Below are 25,306 nucleotides of genomic sequence, written 5' to 3' on the forward strand. Positions count from 1 at the left end.
CTTAGTGCTAACTATGGCTGGGACCCGGTGGCGGAGGGCCGGCCCGGAGCGGCTCCTTCACAGCCGGGTGGGCCCCGCCGGGGGCTGGAGGGGGTCGGAGAGGGTGGAGAGGCGGAGCACCGGCCTGGGGAGCCCCTGGAGCCTCCTGGCCAGGGGCCCGAAGGCCGCGGTACCAGCGGGCGTAGCAGTAGAGGCAGTCGAAGACGCAGCCGGTGAAGGGCTCCAGCCGGAACACGCTGTAGCAGAGGGAGGAGATGTAGCTGCTCGGCTTGATGCCTATCTCGAGCCACTCCACGGCCCAGAGCCCCTACCTCACCCTGAACAGTGGGAGCACCCTCTCGGGGAGGCTGCAGCAGGCATCGTAGAGCGGCAGCCTGACCCCCAGCTCCCTAAGCGCCCTGGGGCTCGGGTTGGCTATCCGGTCCACCATGCCCTCCTCCACCGCCACCCGGTCAAGGAGGGGCTTCACCTGGTAGGGCCTCATGCAGCCGAGCGAGAGCTCCCCGGGCCAGACGCTGCGGGCTAGCCGGAGGAGCCCGGGGAGCTTCTCCGCGGGGGGCGCGGGCTCGCCGGGCGGGGGGATGTAGACGAGGAGCGTCACCCTCTCAGCGCCCAGGTCGGCTGCGAGCATCAGCTCCCGGCGGAGCAGCTCCGGGCTGCTCCAGGGGTGCCAGAGGAAGATGTGGGGCACAACCTCGAGCCCGTGCTCCATCATCCGCTCCATTATCTTGGCGACGCGCTCGGGGCCGAAGGGGAGACGGCGGACACCCATAACCATCTCCTTGCTGAGGCTCAGCTCATAGTCTAGTATGTCCACGACGCCGCGGAGCCTCTCGAGGACCCAGCCCCGGTCCTCGTAGCCGGGGTGGAGGTTGAACACCATGCCGAGCTCCCTGCGGGCCTCCGCCAGCTGGTCCAGGAAGGGCTCCAGCGGCAGCCTCCCCTCCCTGGTCAGGCCGCCGCTCACCAGGGCGCCTCGGACCCCGCGGCGGTGGAGAGACTCGAGGAGCCCCAGGAGGCCGCGGGGCCCCCGGGGGACGGGCAGCATGCCGCGGAGGTAGCGGCTCCCGCAGTGGCTGCAGTTGAGGGGGCAGCTGGCGCCGGTGAGGCTTATCTCCGTGAACCTCTTCATCATCCTGAAGGCCTTCGGGAGCCCCACGCCCAGTCACCCTAGGCCTATCCTGCGGAGCTGCTCCTCGAGGAGGCCCCGGTCCCGCTGGAGGAGGCGGGCCGAGGGGTAGTTGTAGATGGGGCCCCTGGGGGACTCGTTGTAGAAGGGCCTGTTGCAGCCGGGGCAGCCGCTGGTGAGGAGCCCAGGGAGCGGGTCCACGGGGGGCCTCCGGGCGAACCGGGCCGGGGGCCCAGGGTCGATGTAGTCGAGGGGGTCGAGGCCCTCCTCGAGGAGGAGGCGGGCGACCTGGTAGACACGGTAGGTGTGGATGTCCACGCCCGGGAAGCGGCGCGGCGTGCCGGGGACCCGGGTGTAGCTGAAGAGCGCCACCCGGGCGCCGAGGGAGTAGATGAGCTTCATCGCTTTGAGCATCTCGGCCGGCGTCTCGCCGAGCCCGGCCACCAGGTGGACGTAGACCCTGCCCCTCCCGTAGACCCCCACAGCCCTCCCTATGAACCCTATGTAGGTGCTCCAGCTGTAGGGCTTCCCGGCCTCGGCGAAAACCCTGGGGCTTGCAGCGTCCAGGCCTACGCCGAGCGTGTCCACCCCGAGCCGCCGCCAGGCCTCGAGGACGCCCGCCGCCACCGGCGTGGTGGTCACCGATGCAGGGGTGTCGGGGTCGACGCGGCGCAGCCCCTCCAGCAGCTTGTAGGCCTCGCAGGCGAAGCCGGGCCGGAGCACGGTCTGGATGCAGACCCTAGCGAAGAGCCCCCTCCTCCACCTAGAGAGGATGTCCCCGAGCCTGACCACGGGCCAGGTGACCCTGCTCAGCAGGCTCCTCCCCGCCCTGGAGAAGACGGACTGGCTGCAGAACATGCAGCGCGCCATACAGCCCTGGGGGCTGTACTGGAGCAGATAGGCCGTGGTGGGCCTGGCGGCCAGCGGGATCCTCTCGAGCCCCAGCACGGCCAGCGTGCCTATGGAGGCGCGTACCAGCACCCTGCACGGCCCCTGGCCACGGGGCCTCCGGGGCCGGCATATATGGGCAGGCGCGCTCCAGCCCCCGGGAGGAGGGCCCGGTAGGCGTTGGCGAGGGTGCTGCGGGTGATCCTGGACCTGGAGGGCCACCCCGCCTCCTGGCAGATGGCGGTGGACGAGGCGCTGCTCCGGCTCCGCGGCGAGGGCGCGGTCCCGGACACGCTCAGAGTCTACGTCTTCAACCCCCCGGCGGTGACTATCGGGAGGTTCCAGAGGCTCGAGGCCAGCGTGGACCTGGAGGAGGCCAGGAGGATGGGGATCGACGTGGTGAGGAGGTTCACAGGCGGGGGGAGCGTCTACCACGACCCGGCGGGGGAGGTTACATACTCCATAGCGTTGGGGCTGGACTCTCTCCCAGGGCTGAGGGACGTGGAGGAGAGCTACCGGGTCCTCTGCAGGGGCGTTGTGGAGGCGCTCCGCGTCCTGGGCGTGGAGGCCGAGTTCAAGCCGGTGAACGACGTGGTCGTGGCCGGGAGGAAGATCTCGGGGAACGCGCAGGCGAGGGCCGCGGGGGCGCTGCTCCAGCACGGCACCCTCCTCTACGCCTCAGACCTCCAGGTCATGGCCAGGCTCCTCCGCGCCCCCAGGGAGAAGCTGGAGAGCCACGGGGCCCGGAGCATAGAGGAGAGGGTCACCACCGTCGAGAGGGTGCTGGGCCGCCGCCCCGCCCGGGAGGAGGCCGCCCTGGCGCTGGTGGAGGGCTTCCGACGCGCCCTCGGCTACGACACCGTGAGGCTGGACGTCCTCAGCCCGGAGGAGGAGAGCCTGGCCCGGCGGCTGGAGGAGAGGTACCGGAGCAGCTGGTGGCTCCGCCGGAGGTAGGAGGCCCTTGGAGGGGCAGGGGCCGGTGTGCAGCCGCTGCATCCTCCACTGCCGCGGCGAGGGGCGCTGCGGCGTCGTGGCGCCGGGGAGGGGCGACCTCCGCCCCTGGAGGGCCCTCTGGCTCAGCGTGCTCCGCGTCGAGGACGTGCCCCTCGCCCACACCTGCCCCGGCGGGGTGGCGGCCAGGCTCATGCTCCCCGGCTCCCCGGTCCGCTGCAGCCGCTGCAGCTGGAGGGACTACGCCGACCCCAGGGGCCTGGAGCTGCGGAGGCTGGAGCCGGGGGAGCTGCGGAGGCTCCGCATGCTGTCCCCCAGCGTCTTCCTCCTCGACGGCGGCGAGCCCTTGGTGGCTGACTGGGTGATGCAGCTCCCCGGGCTCGTACGCGAGGCCGCCCCCGGCGTGCGCTACGTGCTCGCCCGCACCGCTGGCCTGGTGGCGCTGGAGAGGCTGCGCGAGGCCCGGGAGGCGGGCTACAACGGCGTCGTGTTCGAGTACCTGCTGGCCGTCGAGAAGCTCCCCCGGCCCGACCACGCCGCCGCAGCGCTGAGGGAGGCGCACCGGCTGTTCGAGGCCGTGGAGATCCACGTCCCCTACGACGGCTCCCCCGGCGCGGCCGCCGCCGTGGCCGACCTGGCGGCTAGGTACCCCGGCACTCCGGTCCACGTGCTCCCCCTGGGGGAGGAGCTGGGCGACAAGGCGTACAGCCTCGTGGAGAAGCTGAGGGACCGGGGGAGGTGGAACGTCTACCTCTACCCGGAGGAGAGCTACACCCTCACCGACACCGCCTGCCCCAGGTGCGGCGCCCCAGTGGTCTCGAGGAAGCCCTGGGGGGTCAGGGTGTACGCCGACGCGGGGGGCGGCACGGCCCCCAGGTGCCCCCGCTGCGGCGAGCCCCTCCCCTGGCTCCGGCTCTGCGGCCCGCCGCGCCGGGCGGCTATACACCGGGAGACCGTGGTCTGGTAGGAGGGGCTAGCCCCTGAACCTCTCGTACCACTTCTCGTAGGCCTCTATCATCTCCCTCGTTATGCTCGGCCTTCTGGACCTTATCGACTCCACGAAGTCCTCCATGGTCAGGGGCCTGGGCTCGCCCTGGCCTCCCTGCCGCTCGAACAGCTCCCTCACGGTGCGGAGGTGGGCCTCCATGACTATGTCCTTTATGTCGCTGGCGCTGTAGCCCTCGGTCATGTCGGCGAGCTTCTCCAGGTCCACGTCGGGGGTCAGCCGGAGCCCGCGGGTGTAGAGCTTGAAGAGCTCCAGCCTGGCCCTCCGGTCGGGCGGGGGTATGTAGATTCTCTTCTGGAACCTCCTTATGAAGGGCTCGTCTAGCTTCCACGGCTTGTTGGTGGCGCCTATAACGTATACGTGCAGCTTGCTGCTCTTGTCCTGGAGCCCGTCCATCTCCTTGAGGAACTGGTTTCTCACCCTAACCTCCCCGCCGACCTCGCTCTCGTGGACGCCGAGGAGCGCATCTATCTCGTCAATGAATATTATCGCCGGCCTCCCGCCGCGGGCCGCCTCGCGCGCCTTCTCGAAGAGCATCCTCACCCTCTTCTCGGCGTCCCCCAGCCACTTGCTCATGATGCTGGCCGCGTCCACGTTGAAGAAGACCCCGTCCACCTCGTTGGCCACCGCCGCGGCGAGCATTGTCTTGCCGCAGCCCGGCGGGCCGAAGAGGAGTATCCCGCGGGGCCAGCCGAGGGGGAAGAGATCCGGCCTCCTAACCGGGTATATTATAGCTTCCTTTATCGCCTGCTTCGCGTGCTCCAGGTCCGCTATGTCGCTGAACCTCACCCTAGGCCTCTCCGTGACTATCCAGTCCTCGAGCTGCTCCGCCTCCGCCGGGGAGGCCGGGACCCCGAGCTTCTCGAGCTGCTCTACCCGGCGGCGGTACTGCTGGATTATCCCGCGGTAGACATGGGCCAGTGGGTTGTCGGGGTAGAGCCTCACTATCTTGCCGAGTATATCTATGGCCTTCTTGTAGTTCGATATAGCCTCCTGTATCCTGCCCTCCCGGTCGGCCCTCACGGCCGCGAGGGCGTAGCCCCGGGCCATTGCCTCCAGCTTGTGCAGCCCGGCGGACACCCTGCACAGACCCCCGGAGGGGTATCATTCGCGGCCGACGGGGGCGAGGCTATAAGGCGCTGGACTCATCGCCGCGGGCCCCGCAGCGGCGGAGAAGCCTCTCCACCGCAGCCTCGAGCATCCCGACCCTCTCCTCGAGCTCCGCGAGCTTCGCAACCACCGCCTCGAGGTCGCCGGGGGAGAAGTGGCCCCCGGGGCGGCGCAGCTCCCTGCGGGGCAGCCCGCGGACCGCGGGGGCGACGGCGTAGTAGCGGCCCTCCTCGCCGCGGGCGGCGAGGCCGGCGTCGCGGAGCCTCTGGAGCGCCGCCCGCACCCTCTGCAGGGGCTCTCCGAGCGCGTCAGCTATCTCCCTCGGCCCGCTGCCCGGGTGGTCGCGGAGGTAGCTCAGCACCCTCTCCTCCAGGTCGCCCAGCCTGGCCATGCTCCCCGGCCCCCTGGCTCCAGGCACCGTATTTAGGGATGGGCCCCGGGCCCCAGCCCTATGGGGGCTGTGAAGCCTTACAGCCGATCCGAGCCCCGCGCAGCGGCGCGGGGGATGGCGAGTTTCGCCCCTTCGGGAGCCCCCGCATCCCCGGCCCCCTCCCTGGGGATGGCCGATGAAGACTACGCCAGCGCCGGAGCCCCTAGGGGCCGGCTGTGAAGAGTGACTTGGCTCCGAGGCCGCCTACCCCGGCTCGGGCTCCTCCACGAAGCGCCAGGCCTTCCTGGAGGCGTCGAAGTAGACTAGCCCGGCCTCCTTGAGCCTCTTGAACAGTTCGTACTGGGCGTCGGTGAGCAGCATCCTTATCTCCTCGTCGTTGGCGGTGGGGAGCTGCTCCACCTTCTCGCGGAAGTTCTCCCAGAAGCCCCTGTCGACCGCCACCCGCTCCCCGCCGAGGTCGAGCACCAGCGCCCCCTCGCGGCGGAGCTTCTCGAAGAACGCGTCGCGGTCGCGGAGCCAGTGGACCTCGTGCTCGAAGACGACGCCCTGCTCCCGGAGCCTCTCTATGGCTGAGCGCCTCCTGCCCCGGTGGTGCTCCCTCCCCGCCGCCCTCTCGCCCGGGGCCGGCTGGACCGGGGCCCTCGGCGGCGGGGGCTGCTCCTGGCGGCGCTGGGCCTCCACGGCCTCCTCGAGGCTCTTCAGCCTGTCTTCCAGAGCCTCCAGCCTCTCTATGGCCTCGGCCAGCTTCGCCGACAGCGAGTCTATCTTAGCCGTCCAGGGGTTTATCATGTCCTGTATCCTGCGCTCCAGCCTGGACGCCAGCTTCTCCACGTCCGGGGGCGTGACCTCCAGCTTGCCCTCCCCGGCCAGCTCCCTCAGCTTCTCCGAGACGGCGCGCTCCACCAGCGCCTCCACGCTCCTCTCCTCGCCGAGGAGGCCCAGCTCCCTCAGCACGAGGTAGCGGATGTAGTCGGAGACGAGGGGGAAGCCCTCCCTCCTGGCCCTCTCCTCCAGCTCCCTGTACACGTCGTCGGGGAGGCGTAGAGCTACCAGGCGCGGCATGAGCGTCCACCACTCGCCGGCCGGAGGGCCCTCAGCGTGATGACGGGCTAGAGGGGCCCCTGGGGTGGTCTAGGCGGCGCGTCCCTATAATTCGGGTTAGGCCTTCTGGCAGGTTCTAGATGGCCGGGGGCTGTGGCGAAGGCTGTACTCGCCGAGCCCGGGCGCGATGTGGACACCTTTAAGTGCCGAGCCCCCGGCGGCGCGCTACCAGGGCAGGGGGTGGAGCGGCTCATTGAGGCCGAGGGTGGCCGTAGTGGTTCACGACGTCTCGAGCGCGCAGCGCCTCATAGACATGGCTAAGCTCGTCTACGGCCTAGGCTTTACCCACCTGGTGGCCACCAAGGTCTACGGCGCCGCCGCCTCCAGCGGGGTCCCGGAGGCGATGAGGCTGGCGCTGCGGCTGGGGAGGAGCTTCTCGGTGCTGCCCAGCGTGAAGGACGCCGTGGAGATCCTCTCCCCTGGGAGGATAGTGGTGGTGTCGAGGGAGTACGGGGAGCCCGTGGACCCGTGGAGCTACGCGGAGAAGCTGGCCGGGGAGGAGAGCCTGATGATAGTCCTCGGCGGGATAGACGCGGCCCCGGGCAGGGACGTGGCGGGGCTCGGGGAGGCTGTCTACCCCGTGGGGAGCGAGGGCAGGCTAACCCCGGTGGCCGAGGCGGCGCTCCTCCTCTACCCCCTGGCTAGGAGGATTTCTCGAGAAACCTCCTAACCTCCCAGGCTATAGCCTCCGCCAGCGGGACCGGGACGGCCTCCCCCACCTGGTTGTACTGCTCGTCCCTCCCTCCGAGGAAGACGTGGTTATCGGGGAACCCCATCAGCCTGGCCTGCTCCCTGACGGTGAGGAACCTGGGCTCGTAGGGGTGGATGAACCTGCTGGAGCCCAGCACCGTGGGCGCGTGGCGGCGGGGGTCCAGCCTTATCAGGTTGGGGTAGCGGCGGCCCTCGGCGCCCTCGTAGTAGATGAGGGCCTGGCCCCAGCGGAGCCTCGCTATCCTCCTGGCCTTCCTGGGGCTCATGGAGGGGGGCTCGTGGTTCAGCACTCCCTCGCTGCCCGGCTCGGGGAGCCCGCGCAGGGCCTCCTCGACGGTTATCCTCCGCCTCCTCCTGGGCGGCTTTATCCTGATGTTTGAGATGAATACGCGGAGCCTGTGGCTGGGGGTGCCGTAGTCCTCCGCCCGGAGGAGGTTAAAGTATATCCTCGGGTACCCGGCCTCGGCGAAGACGCGGCGCAGCTCCTCCTCCACGTCCAGGATGCCGGGCACGTTCTCCATGACGAATACCCTGGGCCGCAGCTCCCCGACTATCCTGGCGAAGTGCAGGGCCAGCTGCCCCGCCGGGTCCTGGTAGAGCCTGTCCAGGGGGTTCCGCATCCTCCTGGGGTTGGCGCCGGTGTAGGGCTCGCAGGGAGGGCTGCCTATCACCACGTCGGGGCGGCCCACGAGCCTCTCTATAAGCGCCCCCGTCACCTCCTTGATATCCATGGCGAGGGCTACCGACTCGGGGAAGTTCGCCTTATAGCTCCTTATCGCCGCCGGGTCGTTGTCCACGCCCAGGAGGATGCGGAACCCAGCCCGCCGGAACCCCTCCGCAAACCCCCCGGCGCCCGCGAAGAGGTCAACGACGCCTAGCACTGTTCACCTCCGCCTCCAGCAGCGACACGTACTGCCGGAGGATCTGTATACGCAGCTCCCGGTCCGGGTCCGGGACAAGCATGGTGCCGCACCTGGGGCAGGTGAACTCGTGCTCCAGCGCCTCCTCGAACGTGTACTTGGTCCCATCGTTGGGGCAGACGTAGTAGTAGGTGCCCTCCTCCCCCTCGAGCAGCGTCCGGAGCCTCTCCAGCGCAGCCCTCCTTCTCGCCTCGATGATCGCCGGGAGGCCCTCGTAGTTTATCCTCCAGTAGAAGACGAGCCTGTTCTTCTCCGGGTGCCTCTGCCTCCTGTACACGACAAGCCCCTTCTCCGCCAGGAGGTTGAGGGCCCTGCGGACGGCGTTGAGCTTCAACCCCGTCTTCTCAGCTATATCGGCCTCGGAGAGCTCGCCCCCCTCCTCGTAGAGGGCCTGGATCACCTGCCGGGCCTCGCTGTCCACAAGCCTCTCCACGAACAGGTAGAACTTCTCAAGCTCGCTGCCCTGCATGGCCTGCTCAGCCCCATGACGTCAGCCAGGTATAATTGTGCTCACTCCAGGCTTACTACTCTTTTGCCCCTGGGCGATGGTATGATCTTCACCCTGGCCCCGGGGAACTCGATGCGGAGCTCCTCGCCCCCGTAGAGCCGGTCGAGGAACACTGCCAGCGCGGCCACCTCGCTGTGCGGCTGGTTCCCTATAGCCACGTTGTAGTCGGCGGCCTCGTAGAAGAACGGGGGCACCTTCTCCGCCCCCACGACTATCAGCTTAGGCCTGGGGCTGGCCCTTATCTCGCCTATGACATCGTCCACGTGAAGCCCGTACATGGTCAAGTGTATGACCTCGCCGCCGCCCCTCTTCCACTCAGCCACGTAGCGGCGGCTGCTGACCCCGCAGCGCAGCTCCATCGAGCCGCCCCATCTCTCCAGCACCCCGCGGAGCGACTCCATCACGTGGTCGTCGCAGACGTCGCCGAGTATGAAGCCGTTGGCCCCGAACGCCCTGGCTACGAGGCCCACGTGGGTGGTTATCCTCTTGTCGCGCTGGGGCCTGTGGCCTATCCGGAGCACGTAGACCCGGCCGTACCTCTCAGCAGGGTGGACAGCCGGCATAGCAGCCTGCCCAGGCCCTCACCGGTCGCGGCTGAGACGGGTATAACTCCCTGGAGCCCGGGGTAGACCGAGGAGGCCATGGCCTCCACGAGCCGGAGCACCCTGTCGAGCTCGCTCCTGTCGCTGACCAGGTCCATCTTGTTGGCGGCTATCACCATGGGCTTGTCGATCACCCCTATCCTCCGGAGCGTGTCGAGGCCCTCGCTCAGCTTCTCCGCCAGCACGTGCTCCTCCTCCGACACGTCCAGCACGTAGAGGATTAGATCGGCCTCGGCGGCCTCCTCGAGGGTGGAGTGGAAGGCCTCTATGATCTCCGGGGGTATCCTCGAGATGAGCCCGACCGTGTCGACCACCGCGAAGCGGAGCCCGTCAACACCTACAGCCTTGACCTTGGGGGACACGGTTGTGAAGTACTCCGGGCCAACGGGCTTAGCCTCCCCGCTCAGCATGTTGAACAGCGTCGTCTTGCCGGCGCTGGCGTAGCCCACTATAGCTACGTGGGGGAGCCCGGCGCTCCTCCTCTTCCTCCTCTCCAGCCCCCTACGCTCCCGGAGCCTCTGCAGCTCCCTCCTTATCCTCGCTATCCTCGAGACCATGTACCGGTAGTAGGCGTCCACCGCGTAGCCGCCGGGGCCCAGAAAGCCGGGCAGCTCCCGCATCTTGGCAAGCCTTATAGCCTCCTTCACCAGCGGCAGCCGGTGCCTGAGCCGGGCCAGCTCTATCTGCAGCTTGGCCTCCCTGCTGCCAGCGTGGAGGGCGAAGATCTCCAGTATGAGGAGCGTCCTGTCTATAGCCTCCACGCCGGCCTCCCTAACCACCCGAAAGTACTCCCGGGGCTTCAGCTCGTCGTAGACTATTATCCTCGCCTCCTCGTCGTCCCGCAGCCCCCTGGCGCTGGCGGCGATCTCCTCGAGCTTAGCCCTGCTGAAGAGCCTGGAGCGCGACACGGGGCGGTAGCGCACGACACCCTCGACACGGTAGCCTGCAGTCTCCACCAGCGCGTATGCCTCCCTCTCTTCCCAACCCTCCATACTCCTCGGCAGGGCTAGAATGGCGCGCTTCAAGGCGGCTCCACGCATCCCCGGCGGGGAGCGGCAGGCCATCCGGGCTTGGGCGTGGGGCGGGAGCCCGGCTATAGGGGCTGCCCTGGGGGGCTAGTCCTCGCGCAGCTCCGCGACGTCGCCTAGGGTGAGGTGGAAGCCGCCCCTGTCTCTCCCCTCCTCCAGCTCCTCCAGCGGCTCCTCCGCTACGGGCTCCAGCAGCTTCACCCCCAGCACCCTCTCCAGCCTCCTAGCCAGGTCTATCGGGGGCACCAGTGTCCCAGCCTCGATACGCTTTATCACATTCTCCCCGACCCTGACCTTCACCGCCAGCTCCCGCTGGGTTAGCCCGAGCTTCTCCCGGGCCCTCCTCACCCTCTCAGCGTAGTCCTCCACCACCTCGAAGCGCTCGACGAGCCCCAGCCCCGAACCACGGCGGGCGGGGGGCCTCTGCCGCACCCTCCGGGGCGCCGCTGGCCTGGCGGCCCGCGGCCCACTGGGCTCCGGCGCCCGGGAGCCGGGCGCCACGCGGAGCCGCAGCGGCTCATCCATCCTCGTAGTGGAGGCGCGGGACATGTAGCGGCGGTAGCAGCTCTCGCAGACCACCATCTCGACGCCCTCGACCACTATGGTGTAGCTCCTCCCCTCTATCGGGCGGCCGCACATCTCGCAGTAGACTACCTCCCTGCGGCGTCTCCCTAGCGGCATAGGGGGCGTCTCACCAGAGTAGCCACGGGGCACAAACTATTATTTAGGTGTTCATATGCCCGTTCTAATCTAGGTGCATGGTGGCGTAGTGGTATGCAGCGGCGCGGCGCCGACAACGAGGCCACCAGGGACTATATACACTACCTTGAGAGGCGTGTCCGCGAGCTGGAGGCCGAGAGGGCCGAGCTGCGTAGGGAGCTGCGCCGCTACAAGATGGAGGTGGACAAGCTCCTCAACCCGCCTCTCATAGAGGCTGTAGTGCTCAGCGTGCTCCCCGACGGCAGGGTCGTGGTAAAGAGCAGTACCGGGCCCAACCTGGTTGTGAACGTCTCCTCCAACGTGGACGTCTCAAGGCTCACACCCGGCGCCTACGTGGCGCTCAACCAGCGGGGCTCGACCATAGTAGAGGTGCTCCCCGAGAGGGAGGACCCTACCGTAAGGGCTATGGAGGTCACCGAGAAGCCTGGCGTCACCTTCGACGATATAGGGGGGCTGGATGAGCAGAAGAGGGAGCTCTACGAGGCCGTCATACTCCCGCTGCTCAAGCCGGAGGCGTTCCGCGAGCTGGGGATAGAGCCGCCTAAGGGTGTGCTGCTCTACGGCCCGCCGGGCTGCGGGAAGACGCTGCTCGCCAAGGCCGTGGCCACCATGAGCAATGCCACCTTCATACGTGTTGTGGCCTCCGAGTTCGTCCACAAGTATGTGGGCGAGGGCGCGAGGATAGTGAGGGAGGTGTTCAAGCTGGCGAGGAGGAAGGCGCCCAGCATCATATTCATAGACGAGATAGACGCGATAGCTGCTAAGAGGATAGACATAGGTACCAGCGGTGAGCGCGAGATACAGCGGACCCTGATGCAGCTGCTCGCGGAGCTGGACGGCTTCGAGCCCCTCGGCAACGTGAAGGTGATAGCCGCCACCAACAGGATCGATATACTCGACCCGGCCCTGCTGCGGCCCGGCAGGTTCGACAGGCTGATCTACGTGCCGCCGCCGGACGAGAAGGGCCGGCTGGAGATATTCAAGATACACACCAGGAGGATGCCGCTGGCGGAGGACGTCGACCTAGCCTACCTGGCCAGGGTGACTGAGGGCGCCACGGGGGCGGATATAAGGGCTATAGTTATGGAGGCCGGGCTCATGGCGCTGAGGAGCGGCCGCAGGTACGTGTCGATGGAGGACTTCGCGGCCGCGGTGGAGAAGGTTATGAAGAAGCGGAGGAGGCCCTACGCGGAGAGCCCGGAGTACCTGGAGAGCAGCGCCCCCATGAGTGTCGGGGAGGGCGCTGTAATGCACATCTAGGCCTTGGCCTCCCTCTTCACCGCCCCGGCGCCAGCCCTCCTGAAGGTTTTACGGTAGCTGGACCAGAGGGAGCCCATCCTGGCCACCATCCTGTTCCATGTATCCCGGTCCACCTCCTCGTAGCGCATCTCCACCCTCCCGTCTCGCAGGACCCGGTAGCCTCTCTTGAGGTAGAGCCTGCCGCCCCGGGTGGCGAATACGGTGCAGTAGGTCAGCAGGCATACTATCGGCTTGGCGTGCTTCCCGTAGTCCTCCAGCATGCACCTACCCTCCTCGACGTCGAAGAATATGCAGCGCCCCATAGGCCCGGTGTCGAGCCTGTAGACCCTCACGGGGCCGCCAGGGGTGCGGACCAGCTCGCTAGGCTGGCTCCGGATCCTCTCCTGGACCTCCACGGGGAGGCGGCGCAGCTCGTTCTCGAGGATGAAGGCGCCGCTGCGGAAGACGCAGCAGCGGTTGCAGCCCCTGGGGCACTCCATCCTGTAGGCGTCGCTGAGCACGCTCTCCCCCATCTCCTCGAACACCAGCATGTTCACATGGGTGCCCGGGGTCGGCTTGAAGACCGCTAGGAGCCTCTTGAGCCGCGGGCTGTAGTAGACGCCCTGGAACCAGCGCTTCAGCCACGCCGCCTCACGGAGGGCGTAGATGTTCCAGGCCCGGTCTCCCCTACGGGGCTCCCTCAGCACGTAGATCTTGCCCATCGCCTCCTGCACCCCCGCCTATAAGCTCCTCCAGAGAGCTCTCCAGGAGCCTGCACACCCTCTCAACCACGCCGCCGGGGAGGCTGTCCGCCAGCCTCCTCAGCCTGCTCCAGCGGCTCCACTCCCCGTGGCTGCGGAGGCCCCCGCTAAAGCTCCGCGGTATGTGGAGCAGCTCGTGCACCAGCACCGCCACCCGGTCGCGGCAGCCCAGGTGGGCGAAGTTCTCTGAGACCAGCTCCACCACGTACATGGGGCTGCAGAGCCCCAGCCTGGTGAAGGGGCTGGGAACCCCCCATATCCTTGCGTATGCTCGCGTCCGGGCGCCCCTGCTCCAGGCGGCGTAGAGCCTGGACTTGTCCACGTAGTCCAGGCCGAGGGCGTCCACGAGGAGTCGGAGGGCCTCCCCGAGCCTCGAGTCGCGCACAAGCCTGATCCTCGGCAAGGAGGCTGCCCGGGGCAGAGGGGGGCCGCTGCGGCCCCCGGGGGGACAAGTGGGTGGCCCCCGGGGCCCCGTAGAAAGGGGGGCCTGGGGGCTAGCGCCTCCTCCTACGCCTAGTCTCCTCCTCGACCTCGTAGGCCTTTACCCCTACGCCGAGCAGCTTCCTGAACACAGCGTCCAGGAACTTCACGTGGAAGCCGCGCTGGCCGACGAAGGCGCCGAACTCGTCGCTCCGGACCCGGACCGCTAGGTAGGGGCCCTCGAAGTCCACATCAACCACGTGCTTGTATATCCAGCTTACAGGGTGTACAGCCCTTATGATGTTGGTGAAGTCTAGTGTCAGCTCCACTGCGCGGAGCCTCAGCTCGGTGTCCTGCTCTATCTTCTGTATCCTCTCGCCGCCGCGGCCCACCAGCCTGCCCAGGTAGCCCTCCTTCACCAGTATCAGGGCGTCTGGCACGTGCTCGGCCGTTATCTGGAACTGCTTCTTGGCGTCTATGAACTCCACCACTGTTATCACGTCGGCGTCCGGGGCGTAGATCCTGGCGGCCTCCATCACCCTCTTCTCCGCCTCGTTGAGGGGCCTGTTCCTCATCCTCATCTCTATGAGGAGCCTTATCCCCCGGCGGGCGCCGGGCCTAACTATGTCCTTCAGCCCGAGGTCTACAACCTTGGCATTCTCCTCGCCGACCAGTACCTCCCTCATAACGGTGGCGCCGTCGCGCTCCACGCCGTGGGGCTTCTGGAACACCGGGTCGCCGGCTATGACGAACTTGCTGTTCCTGCCTATCCTCATGAGTATCTCAACGCTGCTCTCCGGGGGGATGTTCTGCGAGTCGTCTAGGAAGATTATTGAGTCGTCGAAAGTCCTGCCGCGGAGGTAGTGGGTGTCGGCGAACATTATCTTGCCCTCGTCTATGAGCTTCTCTACCTCCTGCCACTCTATGAAGCCTGCCAGGATGTCGCGGAGGTAGGCCGAGGCTATCTCGTAGTACTGCTCCCCCAGCTCCTGGGCCGTGAGCTCCCTGCCCGTGACAACGTCGACCACGGGCCTCGAGATTATGAGCCTCTTGTACTTGCCCTCCAGCACCGCGTCGATCCCGTAGAGGACGCTGAAGAGGCTCTTACCGCTCCCCGTGGGGCCGAAGAGCCCTACTATCTCGTACTCGTCGCTTGTGAGGGCCTGGAGCATCTCCTCCTGCCCGGGGCTCATGGGCTTAAGCTTCTCCAGCAGCGCCCCCATGCCGTCCACCCCCGCCCCTCCCTCGCCATGGGTACCCGTTTCAGTGAGTAGCTGGTACGGCAAGCCCTTTTATCAAGTCTTCCAGGCCCTCCTCCAACACCCTCCACCGGGGCCTAGGAGCCGTGGCGGCGGGGGGCGGCTGGCAGCAGGCCAAGATGGAGGCCTGGCGGAGGCTCTGGGAGGACCTCAGGATAGGCTATCTCGACGAGGATATCCTAGACGTGCTGATCGAGATCTTCCTGCGGCCCTGGAGCTACCCGAAGAGCAGCTGTTCGGGCAGGATAACCGTGATAGACGCCGCCTACCCCTGGGCCAAGGACGAGACCATGACTGTTTTCAAGAAGCACGGGAGGGTGGGCTACGAGGAGATAGAGGGGGTGCTCGCGAAGCCCTGGGCCCACCGGCTCTGGCTGAGCGTGCAGGGGCCCATATACCACGTCTACACGGCCAGCCTGGAGGAGGCCAGGGAGCTGCTGGCTGCTGCGAGGGAGGCGGGGTTCAAGCACAGCGGGGTAATGGTGCTGGGCGAGGCCCCGCTGGTGGAGTTGCGGACGGGGGTGAGGGCGGACATGCTGCTGGCCGATGGAGACCGGGTGCTGGTTGACCGCGAGGCGCTCCACCGCATGGTGGACGTGGCTAACGAGGTCCTGGCGAGGGCTAAGGAGAGGAACCGGCGGCTCCTGGAGGCACTGCGGCGTAGGAGGCCTGGAAGCCTCTGGGGCCCGGCGGTGGAGAAGGCGCGGCGGCTCGGCCTCCTCTAGGGGCTTGAGGTACCATTCTTTAACCTCCCAATCGCCTTCAAGACTGTCCCGGAGGAGCGGGGTGGCTGATGGTGTCCTCTGAGAGTGCTCCCCCGGAGGAGCTGAGCGTCTCCGACGTTATGACGGTTAACGTTGTCACCGTTAGGCCCGACGAGACTGCCGTGGAGGCGGCACGCAAGATGGCCGAGAACGACGTGGGCAGTGTCGTGGTCGTGGACGAGAAGGGCACCATACTGGGGATAGTTACCGAGGGCGATATAGTGAGGAGGGTGGTGGCCCGGGGCCTGGACCCCTCCAAGACCCGGGTGGAGGACATAATGACCAGGAACCCGGTCACGATCTACGAGGACGCTACCCTCGCCGCTGCCGCGGAGTACATGAGGGAGAAGGGGATAGGCCACCTGCCGGTGGTGAACGAGCACGGCAGGCTCGTCGGGATAATATCGAGGAGCGATATAGTGAGGATAGCGCCTGGGCTCATCGAGATCCTCTACCTAAGGGAGGGCCGGGGAGGCGGACTCTAGAGGTCCTGCAAAAGAGATTTTACTCCATTAATCATACTTGATTCTACTAACGGTGTCGGGCCTGGAGGCACGTGTCTCAGACGCGTTCTCGCCCCGCTACCCCTACGCCCTGCCCCAGACGAGCATCGGCGAGCTGCGGCGCATGGTAAGGGAGCTGAGGCTGCGCCTAATCCCCGTGGTCTCCGACGAGAAGACCATGCGGCTCGAGGGCGTGGTCAGGAGGAGGGCCCTGCTGACGGTGACCAGCACCAGGGCGGGGGTGGCGGCTAGGGGCCTCGAGGAGGAGCCCAGGCTCCTCCTCAAGCCGGGCGAGGGGCTGCGGGAGGCGGCCGGCAGGATGCTGGAGCTTGACGAGTGGTACGCCCCCGTGGTGGACGATGCGGGCAGGCTGCTCGGCGTCCTGGGCCTCGAGGGGGTTATAGAGAGGCTCCTGGAGAGCGGGGAGGAGTTCCTCGAGAAGCCCGTGTCGCGGCTTATGGAGACCAGGCTCGTCTACGTCGAGCCCGGGACCCCGGTCTACAAGGTGTGGCAGCTAATGCTCTCCCGCGGCTTCTCAGCCCTCCCAGTCGTTAAGGACGGCAGGCTGGTGGGCGTTGTGGCTGAGCACGACCTGCTGGCCCGCGGGTTCACGAGGCCGGACCTCGAGTCCCCCTCGGGGCTGCGGAGGGGCCCCCGCGTGGAGGAGGTGATGTCCACCCCGCCGGCCGCGGTGGAGCCCGATGCCCCCGCCGCGGAGGCTGCTAGGCTCATGCTGCGCCGGGATATAGGCAGGGTGTACGTCGTGGATGAGGAGGGCAGGCTCCTCGGGGTCGTGGATAGAAGCGATGTGGTGGCTGCGTGGCTCCGGGGCCGCCCTCGGTCCAAGGTAGTTTAATACCATGGCCCTCGTGTAGAACCGGGATTGGGCTTGGATGCCCAGGGGAGAGGGTGCCAGGGAGGCGTTGAGCCGTGGGAGCGCCTAGAGCGCCCCTGCCCCCCAGGAGGCCGGAGGGTATTAGGTGGCTGAGGAGCGACGGGAAGCCGAACTTCAGCGACCGCATCCACAGGAGCGAGGGCGACGCCAAGATCCTGGCTAGGAGGCCCGTCTACACCACTACCAAGACCACCACCATACTGGGGCTGGCGGAGGATATGAGCCGCTACAGGGTAAGGGCTATGCCCGTGGTGTCGCCCAGCGACGAGAAGCTGGAGGGCATAGTCACCGCCACGGATCTCGTCAGCTACCTGGGCGGCGGCGACCTCTACAACATAGTTGTTAACAGGCACCGCGGCAACATCTTCTCCGCGCTGCTGAAGGAGCACGTCTCCTCCATCATGAACCCCAACCCCGTCTACGTAACCGTGGCGGATAAGCTGCCGAGGATACTGGAGATCATGGTTACCAGGAGCGTCGGTGTCCTACCCGTGGTGATGGAGGACGGTAGCCTCTGGGGGATCATAACCGAGCACGACCTGGTGGAGCACCTGGCCGAGAAGAGGATCGGCCGCAAAGTATCCGACATAATGACGAGTAACGTGATAACCATAGATGCTAAGGCCACGCTGAAAGAGGCAGCCGAGACTATGATAAAGTATGGTGTCAGGAGACTGCCCATAGTAGAGGGCGGCAAGCTCTGGGGCATGATAACGGCGAAGGATATCGTACGCTTCTTCGGCAGCCACGACGTCTTCCGCTACATGGAGGGCGATAGCATGGAGGAGGCGCTAAGGGCCCCGGTGAAGCTCGTCGGGCTCAGCGGCTACGTTACTGTTAGCCCCGACGCGGACGCCGGCGACGCGGCGACCCTGATGAGGGAGAAGGGTGTCAGTAGCCTCCTGGTGGTGAAGGACGGCGAGCTAGTGGGCATAGTTACTGAGAGGGACATACTCTACGCCCTCGCCACGCAGCCCTCCTAGAGGGGCGGAGGGCCCCAGGGCTCTCAATCCTCACCAGATTTTTGCCCGGGCACGTGTCATCCCATACCCGTATAGAGCTGGGTTGGAGCAATGTCGTATCCCAGGATAGCGGACTACATGTCCTCCCCCGTCGTGGCTGTTAGGCCCGGGGATAGCCTCGCCCACGCCAGGAGGCTTATGATACGCCACCGGGTCGGAAGGCTCGTGGTGGTTGACGAGGCCGAGAAGCCCGTGGGAGTGGTCACAAAGGCTGACTTCCTCAAGCTGGCCTCCAGGAGGCTCCGGGGCAGGCCTCTCGACTCCATACCGGTCGCCGAGGTAATGACCAGGGAGCCTGTCGTGGCTAAGCCTGGCTGGCCCCTCCGGGAGGCCGCGAGGCTAATGCTCCAGCACGGCATTGGCGGGCTGCCGGTGGTCGGCGAGGACGGGAGGCTCGTGGGGATAATAACCAAGACCGACGTGGTGAGGGCCTACGCCGAGAGGCTCCGGGGCAGAGGCCGGGCCGGGGACTACATGTACAGCGACGCGCCGAGAGCCTCTCCTAGCCATAGCCTGGCCTACGTGGTGGAGCTGCTTGAGGGCCATCCCTCCCGCCGCGTGCTAGTGGTGGACGGCGGGAGGCTTGTAGGGATAATAGCGCCGAGCGACATAGCGTTCGCCTCCCCGGCCGCCGCTCTCGAGGAGAAGAAGAGGATTCGCCGGTTCGCCGAGCTGCCTAAGGGCAGGCTTGGCCCCGTCTACGAGCCCCTACTGCCCACGGCCGAGGACGTGATGACTCGGGACCCGGTCTCGGTCGCCCCGGAGAGCGACCTGGCCGAGGCGGCCGGGCTCATGATAGAGCACGGGTTCAGCTCTGTGCCCGTAGTGGAGGAGGGGGCTCCTCTGGGCGTAGTGGTCAAGCATAATATCTTGAGGGCGATATAAGAGGCCTAGGAGGCCTCGAGGCTTCCCGCGCCTCGTGGACGACGTGCAGTGCTGGAGGCGTACCGGGATGGTGGAGTGGAAGGCCCGTGATATAATGAATACACGGTACCCGGCCGTGGATAAGGACGAGACCCTAGAGCAGGCCGTGAGGGTTATGAGGAAGCATGATAGCGACAGGGTGCTCGCATTCGAGGACGAGAAGCTCGTGGGCATAATGACGAAGAAGGATATAATGATGAAGCTGGCTACGCTGCGGACCCGCAACCTGGTGGTGGGGAGGCTCCACGTCTCGAGCTTCATGACGCCCGACCCGAAGACCGCTGGCCCGGAGGAGGATGCCGCGAGCATAGCGCAGAGGATGATAGAGGAGGGCGTGGGGAGCTTCCCCGTTGTTGAGGGCGACAGGGTTGTTGGCCTCATAACGCGCTGGGAGGTGGCGAGGCTCGTCCACGAGCTGGCCCCGGATGTGAAGGCAGTGGATGTTATGGTTACCGTGCCGGAGGTGCTGAGGACCACTAACAAGGTGCTCCACGCCAGGCAGCTGCTGCTGCGCTACAACATACTCTTCCTACCGGTGCTCGACGAGGAGGGGAGGCTTGTGGGATACGTAACCGCCGACGAGGTTGCCGACGCCTTCCTAGCCTTCCACGACATAGTGCCGGAGAAGTACCGCAAGGAGCGTATAGAGCACCTGCTGGTGGACGACATAATAAGGCTGAGGCCGCCCACGGTGTCCCCGGACAGCAGCGTGGCTGAGGCTCTCGAGAAGATGGAGGCTAAGAAGTCTAAGGGGGCCGTGGTCGTGCACGAGGGCAGGCTGGTGGGCATAATTACTCTGAACGAGCTCGTAAAGCTCGTGGCTTCCAGGGGCCGCTAGCCTCTCGAAGGGTTTCTTCCCGGGCCGGGGCCGCCCCTCCCCCCGGAGCGCCTAGACGTTATACACCCCGCAGCTGCTAGCGACCAGGCCTCCCGGGGCGCTGCAGAGTTGGCGCCAAGGCTCGAGGCGAGGCTAAGGGCCGCCAGGTTCATAGTGGACTCTATGCTGGGGAACCTGGCCCGCTGGCTCCGCATGATGGGCTGCGACACGCTGTACGCCAGGGGCTGGCACGACTCCAGGATACTCGAGGAGGCCGAGAAGAGCCGCCGAATAATAGTGACGAGGGACCGCGGGCTCTACAACCGTGCCAGGCGCCGGGGCCTCGAAGCCGTGCTGGTGGGCGAGGACCTGGCCAGGGCGCTGGCCCTGATAAGCCTGCGCTACGGCGTCCCTCTGGAGGTAGACCCGGGGAGGAGCAGGTGCCCCGTCTGCAACAGCCCCCTGCGGCTGGCCTCCAGGGAGGAGGTCAGGGGGAGGGTGCCGCCGAGGGTTTACGAGTCCTACACCGAGTTCTGGGTCTGCACGGGCTGCGGCCAGGTCTACTGGAGGGGCGGCCACTGGAGAGGGATAGAGAGGACGCTCGGGGAGGCGAGGCGCTGGGCCGAGAGGCTCAGGGAGAGCAGGCGGCGGTGAGCGATCGAGGGCCTCAGCACCCCTCTCCGGCTAAGCCGCGTTTGCAGTCCCCATCCCGCCGCCGGGGCTATCTAGCCCCTGGAGGCCTGCTCTAATTAGCTAACGTCTCCCGGTCCATGAGCCTAGAGAGGCCTGCCAGCAGCGTGGGGAGCGTGGAGCAGGAATGAATATCCTCGGGTCCCTCGAGTTGCTGACGGCGGGTTACGGCGCAGCAATCGGCGCCTTCCTGACAGCGTTCGTAAGCAACGCCATCCCGTACATGACTGTGCCCTACCTAGTGGTTATAGCCGGCTACGGCGCCGCCCTCAACAGCGTCTACGAGAAGATCCTCGTCGCCCTCGCCGGCGGGCTGGGGGCCGGCCTGGGCAAGGTCGTAGTCTACATGCTCGGCCGCGGCGTCCACCAGGTGCTCCCCGAGCGGGCGCGGGAGAACGTGGAGCTGTTCGCCCATGTCTTCAGCAAGGGCATGTTTATAGCCATATTCCTCTTTGCCGCCCTCCCGCTCCCCGATGACGTGCTCTACATACCCGTCGGCGTGGCCGGCTACAACCCTCTCCTCTTCTTCATAGCTGTGACGCTGGGCAAGATAATCATAACGTCGCTGGCCGTCCTCCTCGGCAACGTGGTGGCCTCACTCACGGGCTCCGAGGGGGGCTTCAACCCCGAGACAATAGCCGGGCTCATAGTGGCCAGCATAATAGTGTCGATAGTCATAGTGAGGATGAACTGGAATAAGATAATAGAAGTCTATGACGAGAAGGGCGTGATACCCGCGTTCATAGAGATGATCAAGCAGGCCTTCCTAGCCCTACTCCCGGTCCGCAGCCCGGCATGGGGAGGGCGGCCGCCTAGGCGGTCCACAAGGTAGTCGGCGAGCACGAGCGCGAGGCCGGCCAGCGAGACGGCCAGGAGCAGCCCGGCGCCGCGCCCCCGGCTCCCCGGGCGCCCCGCGTGCCGCGCCCCACCGCTCTCCGTGGACCCGTTCCCCGCCGCCGGCCCGCTCCCCACCCCTCCCTGGGGGAGGGGCCCGCCGAAGGGGATGCGGATACCGGTCTGGTTGAGCAGCCTCAGAAGGGGCTCCAGGGGCTCCGTTAAGGGGGTCTCGTTGGCCTCCTCGCCGGCCTCGGGGAGGCTCGGCGGGGGTGGAGGGGCTGGTGGGCTCACCATGAACACCCGCCGGCAGGCGCCGGACCCGGCGATGATCTCTAGGCTCTCGCCGAGCGGGATAGCGGGCTCCGTGTAGGCGGCTATGCAGGTGGCGTTGAGCCTCTCGACGTGGAGGGGCACCGGTATGGGGCCCATCCTGGCCTCCAGCCTGGGGGCCTGCCCGCCCGCCGTGCACACCGTCACGAGCACCCTATAGCCCATGGCCACGCCCGGCATCGGCTCCACTAGCAGGGTCTTCACGTCCACGTGGAGGCCGCAGCCCGCCCTCGCCGCGGCGGAGGCCAGCAGCCCGATAAGCATGGAGACGCCCAGAGCGGCGGGTGCCTGCAAGACACCACCTTCCGCGAGGGTCTCCCGGAGGCCAGGGCTCTTCTATCCTTGCCCCCTCATGCCTCCCGGCGCGTGCCAGAGGGCGGCGCCGCGGGGGCCTCCTAGCCCGGCTCCCCGCTCTGGGCGGGGCCCGCGAGCAGCTCCAGGGCCCTGCGCAGGGCCCTCCTGGCCTCCTGCAGGGGGATGCGCAGCCCCGCCACTATGTCGCTCATGGTCTTCCCCTGCAGCACCCTGGCCGCCAGGACTAGGCGCTCCCGCTGCTCCAGCGGGGTGCCCCAGAGGCCCCCGCGGCGGAGCAGGTGGTTGACCAGGAGGAGCCAGAGGGCGTCGAGCACGGCCTCCACATCCAGCACCCCCTTGAGGGCGAGCTCTAGCCGGCGGCGCTGCGCCGGGCTAGGGTCTGCGAGGGCGTCCTGGGCCAGCCCGGGGGAGCCCTGGAGCAGCTCCACGTAGGCCTCGACGGGGAGGCCGCGGTAGAGGCTGTGGCCCGCCAGGAGGAGGCGGCGGAGCAGGTCCCTCGCCGCCGTGAGCACCAGCTCCCTGCCCAGGCTGGTGAGGGGCTTCGCCACCGCTATGTTGTGCTCGCCGGTCGCCCTGCTGGGGAGGGGTGAGACGTAGACTGCCTGGAACCCGTTACGCCTCCAGAAGCCTAGGACACCGGGCCGGCCGAAGACCGCGCCCAGCCAGTCGGCGCCCACCTCCCTCGCCCTCTCCTCTATGTAGCGGAGCAGCGTGGAGCCGAGCCCCCGGCGCTGGAGACTGGGGTGGACGGCTATCCTCACTATCCTGACCCCCCGGGCCTTCTCGGCCAGGGGGCTCGACTGGGCCAGGAGGTCTGGCATTATCCTCGCCTCGTAGGCAGTGTCCCAGCTCTCCAGCGAGGCGTCGGCAACAGCCACCGGGGTGCCGTCGGCGAGGAGGGCGTAGAGCCTGTGGTGGGGCGCGTCGAGGATCAACGCTAGGTCGTCGGGCTCGTTGCGGTAGTGGGCCTGCACCAGCAGCCCGTAGACAAGCCTGAGCGCCTCATAGTCGTCGGCCAGCCTCATGCGGTCAAGCTCCACCGGCTCCAGCCTGGCCGGGGGCCAGGGCGGGGGCTCGCCGGGCTCGGCGCGGAGGAGGAAGGTCTCGTAGACCCACTCCTCCAGCGGGTCCCCCGGCGGGTAGCGGACGGGGTGCTCGAGCCTCACCACCAGCCTGGGCTCGGGGAGGATCTCCTCCACCATCCTGGCGAGCACCCTGCCGCTGCCCTCGTAGCCGTGTATCGTTGTGGCTGCTAGCAGCCTCGGGCTCCTGGAGGCTATGCGGCGGAGCCGGAGCGGCCTCAGCGCCGCGGCCTCGTCCACTATCGTGAAGGCGCCGGGCTCCACCCTGTCCGGGGTGTGGTAGCGGAAGTGGAACCAGGGGCCCGCGACGCCTAGTACGAGGCCTCCCCTCTCTACCCTCCAGTGCCTGGCCCCGAGCCGGTCGAGCGCCTCGTCGAGCACCCTGAAGAGGCTCTGCACCGCCTCCGGCCGGGGCGCGGTGACTGGGACGAAGCCCACCATCCTGCTGGCGGCCAGGTACGCCGCGGCCAGCCCCAGCAACCCGGACTTGCCGCGGCCCCTGTCCCCGGTGACCAGGACGCTCCTGCCGCGGGAGCGGAAGTGGAGGACTATCTCGTCCAGCGCCCGGGCCTGGTCGAGGGTCGCCGCCGCCTCTAGGAGCCTGCGGTGGACTGGGCTCCTCGCCTGGTAGCCCTGGGGCCCCGGCGGCCCCCGGGCGCGGCCGCCGGGCAGGGCCTCGCGGTAGACTATGCCCCTGTCGTAGTCGGCCCAGAATATGGACCTGGCCGCGGCCAGCCGGTTGAGGAGGTAGCGGCGGTAGGCCCCGGTGCCCGCGCCCCCGGGGCTCCACTCCTCGGGCGGCGGGAGCGCCAGGGCCAGCACCCCTCCCCCGCGCACCGTCTCGGCCGCGGCTGCGAGGAGGTTGGGGCGGAGCAGCCTTGGGATGAGGAGCACCACTGCATCGTTCTCGGTGCCCAGCAGCCTGTCTATGGCCCCGGGGCTCTCGAGCCTCTCGCAGTCGCCGCGGAGGAGGGGGCGGTACTCCCCCGGGGCGATGCAGGTGACGTGGCTGTAGCTCTCCCCAAGCAGCCTGGCCAGGAGCCCGGCCGCGTAGACCGGGGAGGCGGAGTGGACTAGGGCGAGGCCCCGGTAGCCGCTGGCCCGCAGCTCATCCAGCCAGCCGCGGAGCGCCGTTGAGACGCCTACACGCGGCACTCCTACCCTCCCTTCCCCGGGGGCCCCTGGGGGCGCGGGCCGGCATAATAGGCTCGGGCCCCGGCCTGGGGAGGCCTGGAGGCCCTGGGAGCCGTGGCGGCTGAGGCGGAGGAGTTCTTCAGGCTCCTCAAGAGGCTTGCAGACGCCTTCGGGGTCTCGGGCTACGAGGACGAGGCACGCGGGATAGTGGTCGACGAGCTCCGGGAGGCTGCCGACGAGCTCCGCGTGGACAGGCTGGGCAACGTCATAGCCGTGAAGAGGGGGGAGCGTGGAGGCATCAGGATGCTCTGGGACAGCCACATGGACGAGATAGGCTTCTTCGTGAGGGATATAGACGAGAAGGGCTTCATCTACCTCTCCCCCGTCGGCGGGTGGAGCGAGCGGGTCCTCCCCGGCCAGAGGGTGAGGATACGCACCGACGACGGGAGGATAATCCGCGGCGTGGTGGGGGTCAAGCCGCCCCACCTGATGAAGCCCGAGGAGAGGGATAAGGTCATCCCGCTCGACCAGCTCTTCGTGGACATAGGGGCCTCGAGCAGGGAGGAGGCGGAGAGGGCTGGCGTGAGGATAGGTAGCCCCGTCGACCTCGACCGGGAGGCCACCATGCTCCTGGGGGACAGGGTCACGGGGAAGGCGTTCGACAACAGGGTCGGCGTGGCCGTGCTGATCAAAGCCTTCAAGGAGATAGACGGGTTCGAGCCCACAGTCTACCTCGTGGTGGCGGTGCAGGAGGAGGTGGGGCTCAAGGGCGCCCGGGTGGCGGCGCAGCAGATACAGCCCGACGCCGCTATAGCGGTTGACGTCACCACCGCCAACGACGTGCCTGGAGTGGCGCCGAGAGACCGGGTGGCGGTGGTGGGGGGAGGCCCGGCGCTCACCGTGGCCGACGGCCGCGGCGCCTCCGGGCTGATAGCCCACCCTAAGATGCTCCGCCTCCTAATCGAGACCGCCAGGAGCGAGGGGATACCCTACCAGCTCAGCATACTCCCCGGCGGCACCACCGACGCTGCGGCGATAGCGCTGGCCGGCGAGGGCGTGCCCAGCGCCGTAGTCTCCGTGCCGACCAGGTACATCCACAGCCCAGTGGAGCTGCTGAGCCTCCGCGACGCCCTGTACACGGCCCGCCTGGTGAAGGCCGCTACGAGGAGAATGACGCGGGAGTGGTATGAGCGCGAGATACTCTGGGGGGCTAGGCTCAAGCCCTAGCCCCCGGCGGTGCGCGGGGAGA

General features: G+C 67.5%; 28 protein-coding genes. 13 read left to right on the forward strand and 15 right to left on the reverse strand.

Features of this window, described 5'->3' with window-relative positions; genetic code table 11:
• Positions 1–7 precede the first annotated feature (7 nt).
• From CF15_RS05000 to CF15_RS05010, 3 genes are read right to left on the reverse strand one after another with little or no spacing between them, the layout of a single operon-like run.
• Positions 8–295 (reverse strand): hypothetical protein, encoded by a 288-nt coding sequence (locus CF15_RS05000; protein ID WP_058370807.1) that lies wholly within the window; start codon positions 293–295, stop codon positions 8–10.
• A gap of 12 nt (positions 296–307) precedes the next feature.
• Complete coding sequence (locus CF15_RS05005; RefSeq protein WP_058370808.1) at positions 308–1,159, reverse strand: LipS1 family lipoyl synthase; 852 nt, start codon at positions 1,157–1,159, stop codon at positions 308–310.
• Positions 1,160–1,165: 6 nt separating this feature from the next.
• Positions 1,166–2,110, reverse strand: a complete 945-nt coding sequence (locus tag CF15_RS05010; RefSeq protein WP_058370809.1) for a LipS2 family lipoyl synthase — start codon at positions 2,108–2,110, stop codon at positions 1,166–1,168.
• A 96-nt stretch (positions 2,111–2,206) separates the two neighbouring features.
• On the opposite strand from CF15_RS05010, the gene CF15_RS05015 reads away from it, so the two are divergent.
• Positions 2,207–2,971: a lipoate--protein ligase family protein gene (locus tag CF15_RS05015; RefSeq protein ID WP_236698197.1), complete on the forward strand. Its 765-nt coding sequence runs from the start codon at positions 2,207–2,209 to the stop codon at positions 2,969–2,971.
• A 7-nt stretch (positions 2,972–2,978) separates the two neighbouring features.
• Positions 2,979–3,935 carry a hypothetical protein gene (locus tag CF15_RS05020; protein WP_058370810.1) on the forward strand — a complete coding sequence of 319 codons (957 nt, stop codon included), beginning with the start codon at positions 2,979–2,981 and terminating at the stop codon, positions 3,933–3,935.
• A 6-nt stretch (positions 3,936–3,941) separates the two neighbouring features.
• On the opposite strand, the gene CF15_RS05025 is transcribed toward CF15_RS05020, so the two are convergent.
• From CF15_RS05025 to CF15_RS05035, 3 genes are all read right to left on the reverse strand, one after another.
• Positions 3,942–5,024, reverse strand: a complete 1,083-nt coding sequence (locus CF15_RS05025) for an AAA family ATPase (RefSeq protein WP_201783112.1) — start codon at positions 5,022–5,024, stop codon at positions 3,942–3,944.
• Between the two features lie 79 nt (positions 5,025–5,103).
• Complete coding sequence (locus tag CF15_RS05030; protein ID WP_058370812.1) at positions 5,104–5,475, reverse strand: winged helix-turn-helix transcriptional regulator; 372 nt, start codon at positions 5,473–5,475, stop codon at positions 5,104–5,106.
• 243 nt (positions 5,476–5,718) lie between these two features.
• Positions 5,719–6,537 (reverse strand): hypothetical protein, encoded by an 819-nt coding sequence (locus CF15_RS05035; RefSeq protein ID WP_058370813.1) that lies wholly within the window; start codon positions 6,535–6,537, stop codon positions 5,719–5,721.
• Between the two features lie 232 nt (positions 6,538–6,769).
• Here CF15_RS05035 and CF15_RS05040 point away from each other — a divergent pair, with 232 nt between their 5' ends.
• Positions 6,770–7,246 carry a RecB-family nuclease gene (locus CF15_RS05040; RefSeq protein WP_058370814.1) on the forward strand — a complete coding sequence of 159 codons (477 nt, stop codon included), beginning with the start codon at positions 6,770–6,772 and terminating at the stop codon, positions 7,244–7,246.
• On the opposite strand, the gene CF15_RS05045 is transcribed toward CF15_RS05040, so the two are convergent.
• The 5 genes from CF15_RS05045 to CF15_RS05065 form a co-directional block, all read right to left on the reverse strand.
• Positions 7,218–8,168, reverse strand: coding sequence for a DNA cytosine methyltransferase (locus tag CF15_RS05045; RefSeq protein ID WP_058370815.1), 951 nt, complete (start codon positions 8,166–8,168; stop codon positions 7,218–7,220). The two genes, CF15_RS05040 and CF15_RS05045, sit on opposite strands and share 29 nt — an antisense overlap.
• On the reverse strand, positions 8,152–8,676 hold the full coding sequence (locus CF15_RS05050; RefSeq protein ID WP_058370816.1) for a helix-turn-helix domain-containing protein: 525 nt from the start codon (positions 8,674–8,676) through the stop codon (positions 8,152–8,154). Before CF15_RS05050 ends, CF15_RS05045 begins: the two co-directional genes overlap by 17 nt.
• 41 nt (positions 8,677–8,717) lie before the next feature.
• Positions 8,718–9,278: a tRNA (cytidine(56)-2'-O)-methyltransferase gene (locus tag CF15_RS05055; RefSeq protein ID WP_058370817.1), complete on the reverse strand. Its 561-nt coding sequence runs from the start codon at positions 9,276–9,278 to the stop codon at positions 8,718–8,720.
• Positions 9,224–10,342: a GTPase HflX gene (hflX, locus tag CF15_RS05060; RefSeq protein ID WP_058370818.1), complete on the reverse strand. Its 1,119-nt coding sequence runs from the start codon at positions 10,340–10,342 to the stop codon at positions 9,224–9,226. The genes CF15_RS05055 and hflX overlap by 55 nt, the downstream gene beginning before the upstream one ends.
• A 90-nt stretch (positions 10,343–10,432) precedes the next feature.
• A complete protein-coding gene (locus CF15_RS05065) occupies positions 10,433–11,026 on the reverse strand; it encodes a multiprotein bridging factor aMBF1 (RefSeq protein ID WP_058370819.1) in 594 nt (197 codons plus the stop codon).
• Positions 11,027–11,119: 93 nt separating this feature from the next.
• Here CF15_RS05065 and CF15_RS05070 point away from each other — a divergent pair, with 93 nt between their 5' ends.
• Positions 11,120–12,325, forward strand: coding sequence for a proteasome-activating nucleotidase (locus tag CF15_RS05070; protein WP_058370820.1), 1,206 nt, complete (start codon positions 11,120–11,122; stop codon positions 12,323–12,325).
• On the opposite strand, the gene CF15_RS05075 is transcribed toward CF15_RS05070, so the two are convergent.
• The 3 genes from CF15_RS05075 to CF15_RS05085 form a co-directional block, all read right to left on the reverse strand.
• On the reverse strand, positions 12,322–13,038 hold the full coding sequence (locus CF15_RS05075; protein ID WP_236698137.1) for a hypothetical protein: 717 nt from the start codon (positions 13,036–13,038) through the stop codon (positions 12,322–12,324). The two genes, CF15_RS05070 and CF15_RS05075, sit on opposite strands and share 4 nt — an antisense overlap.
• Complete coding sequence (locus CF15_RS05080) at positions 12,992–13,468, reverse strand: putative metallopeptidase (RefSeq protein ID WP_070807827.1); 477 nt, start codon at positions 13,466–13,468, stop codon at positions 12,992–12,994. Before CF15_RS05080 ends, CF15_RS05075 begins: the two co-directional genes overlap by 47 nt.
• Positions 13,469–13,559: 91 nt before the next feature.
• Complete coding sequence (locus tag CF15_RS05085; protein WP_058371405.1) at positions 13,560–14,708, reverse strand: PhoH family protein; 1,149 nt, start codon at positions 14,706–14,708, stop codon at positions 13,560–13,562.
• A gap of 122 nt (positions 14,709–14,830) precedes the next feature.
• On the opposite strand from CF15_RS05085, the gene CF15_RS05090 reads away from it, so the two are divergent.
• The 8 genes from CF15_RS05090 (at position 14,831) to CF15_RS05125 (ending at position 21,191) form a co-directional block, all read left to right on the forward strand.
• Positions 14,831–15,469 (forward strand): tRNA(Phe) 7-((3-amino-3-carboxypropyl)-4-demethylwyosine(37)-N(4))-methyltransferase, encoded by a 639-nt coding sequence (locus CF15_RS05090; RefSeq protein ID WP_236698138.1) that lies wholly within the window; start codon positions 14,831–14,833, stop codon positions 15,467–15,469.
• Between the two features lie 68 nt (positions 15,470–15,537).
• Positions 15,538–15,993, forward strand: coding sequence for a CBS domain-containing protein (locus CF15_RS05095; RefSeq protein ID WP_058370822.1), 456 nt, complete (start codon positions 15,538–15,540; stop codon positions 15,991–15,993).
• Between the two features lie 37 nt (positions 15,994–16,030).
• Complete coding sequence (locus CF15_RS05100; protein WP_058370823.1) at positions 16,031–16,867, forward strand: CBS domain-containing protein; 837 nt, start codon at positions 16,031–16,033, stop codon at positions 16,865–16,867.
• 74 nt (positions 16,868–16,941) lie between these two features.
• On the forward strand, positions 16,942–17,889 hold the full coding sequence (locus CF15_RS05105; RefSeq protein WP_058370824.1) for a CBS domain-containing protein: 948 nt from the start codon (positions 16,942–16,944) through the stop codon (positions 17,887–17,889).
• A gap of 90 nt (positions 17,890–17,979) precedes the next feature.
• Complete coding sequence (locus CF15_RS05110; RefSeq protein ID WP_058370825.1) at positions 17,980–18,813, forward strand: CBS domain-containing protein; 834 nt, start codon at positions 17,980–17,982, stop codon at positions 18,811–18,813.
• 34 nt (positions 18,814–18,847) lie between these two features.
• Positions 18,848–19,690, forward strand: coding sequence for a CBS domain-containing protein (locus CF15_RS05115; RefSeq protein ID WP_058370826.1), 843 nt, complete (start codon positions 18,848–18,850; stop codon positions 19,688–19,690).
• Between the two features lie 108 nt (positions 19,691–19,798).
• Positions 19,799–20,323, forward strand: coding sequence for a Mut7-C RNAse domain-containing protein (locus CF15_RS05120; RefSeq protein WP_236698139.1), 525 nt, complete (start codon positions 19,799–19,801; stop codon positions 20,321–20,323).
• Positions 20,324–20,510: 187 nt separating this feature from the next.
• Positions 20,511–21,191, forward strand: coding sequence for a VTT domain-containing protein (locus CF15_RS05125; protein WP_168371290.1), 681 nt, complete (start codon positions 20,511–20,513; stop codon positions 21,189–21,191).
• Between the two features lie 730 nt (positions 21,192–21,921).
• Here the strand turns inward: CF15_RS05125 and CF15_RS05135 are convergent.
• A complete protein-coding gene (locus CF15_RS05135) occupies positions 21,922–24,078 on the reverse strand; it encodes a GNAT family N-acetyltransferase (RefSeq protein ID WP_058370829.1) in 2,157 nt (718 codons plus the stop codon).
• A gap of 93 nt (positions 24,079–24,171) precedes the next feature.
• Here CF15_RS05135 and CF15_RS05140 point away from each other — a divergent pair, with 93 nt between their 5' ends.
• Positions 24,172–25,284 carry a M42 family metallopeptidase gene (locus CF15_RS05140; RefSeq protein ID WP_058370830.1) on the forward strand — a complete coding sequence of 371 codons (1,113 nt, stop codon included), beginning with the start codon at positions 24,172–24,174 and terminating at the stop codon, positions 25,282–25,284.
• Positions 25,285–25,306 lie beyond the last annotated feature (22 nt).

Origin of the sequence: Pyrodictium occultum, assembly GCF_001462395.1 — an archaeon.
GTDB classification, from domain to species: Archaea; Thermoproteota; Thermoprotei_A; order Sulfolobales; family Pyrodictiaceae; genus Pyrodictium; species Pyrodictium occultum.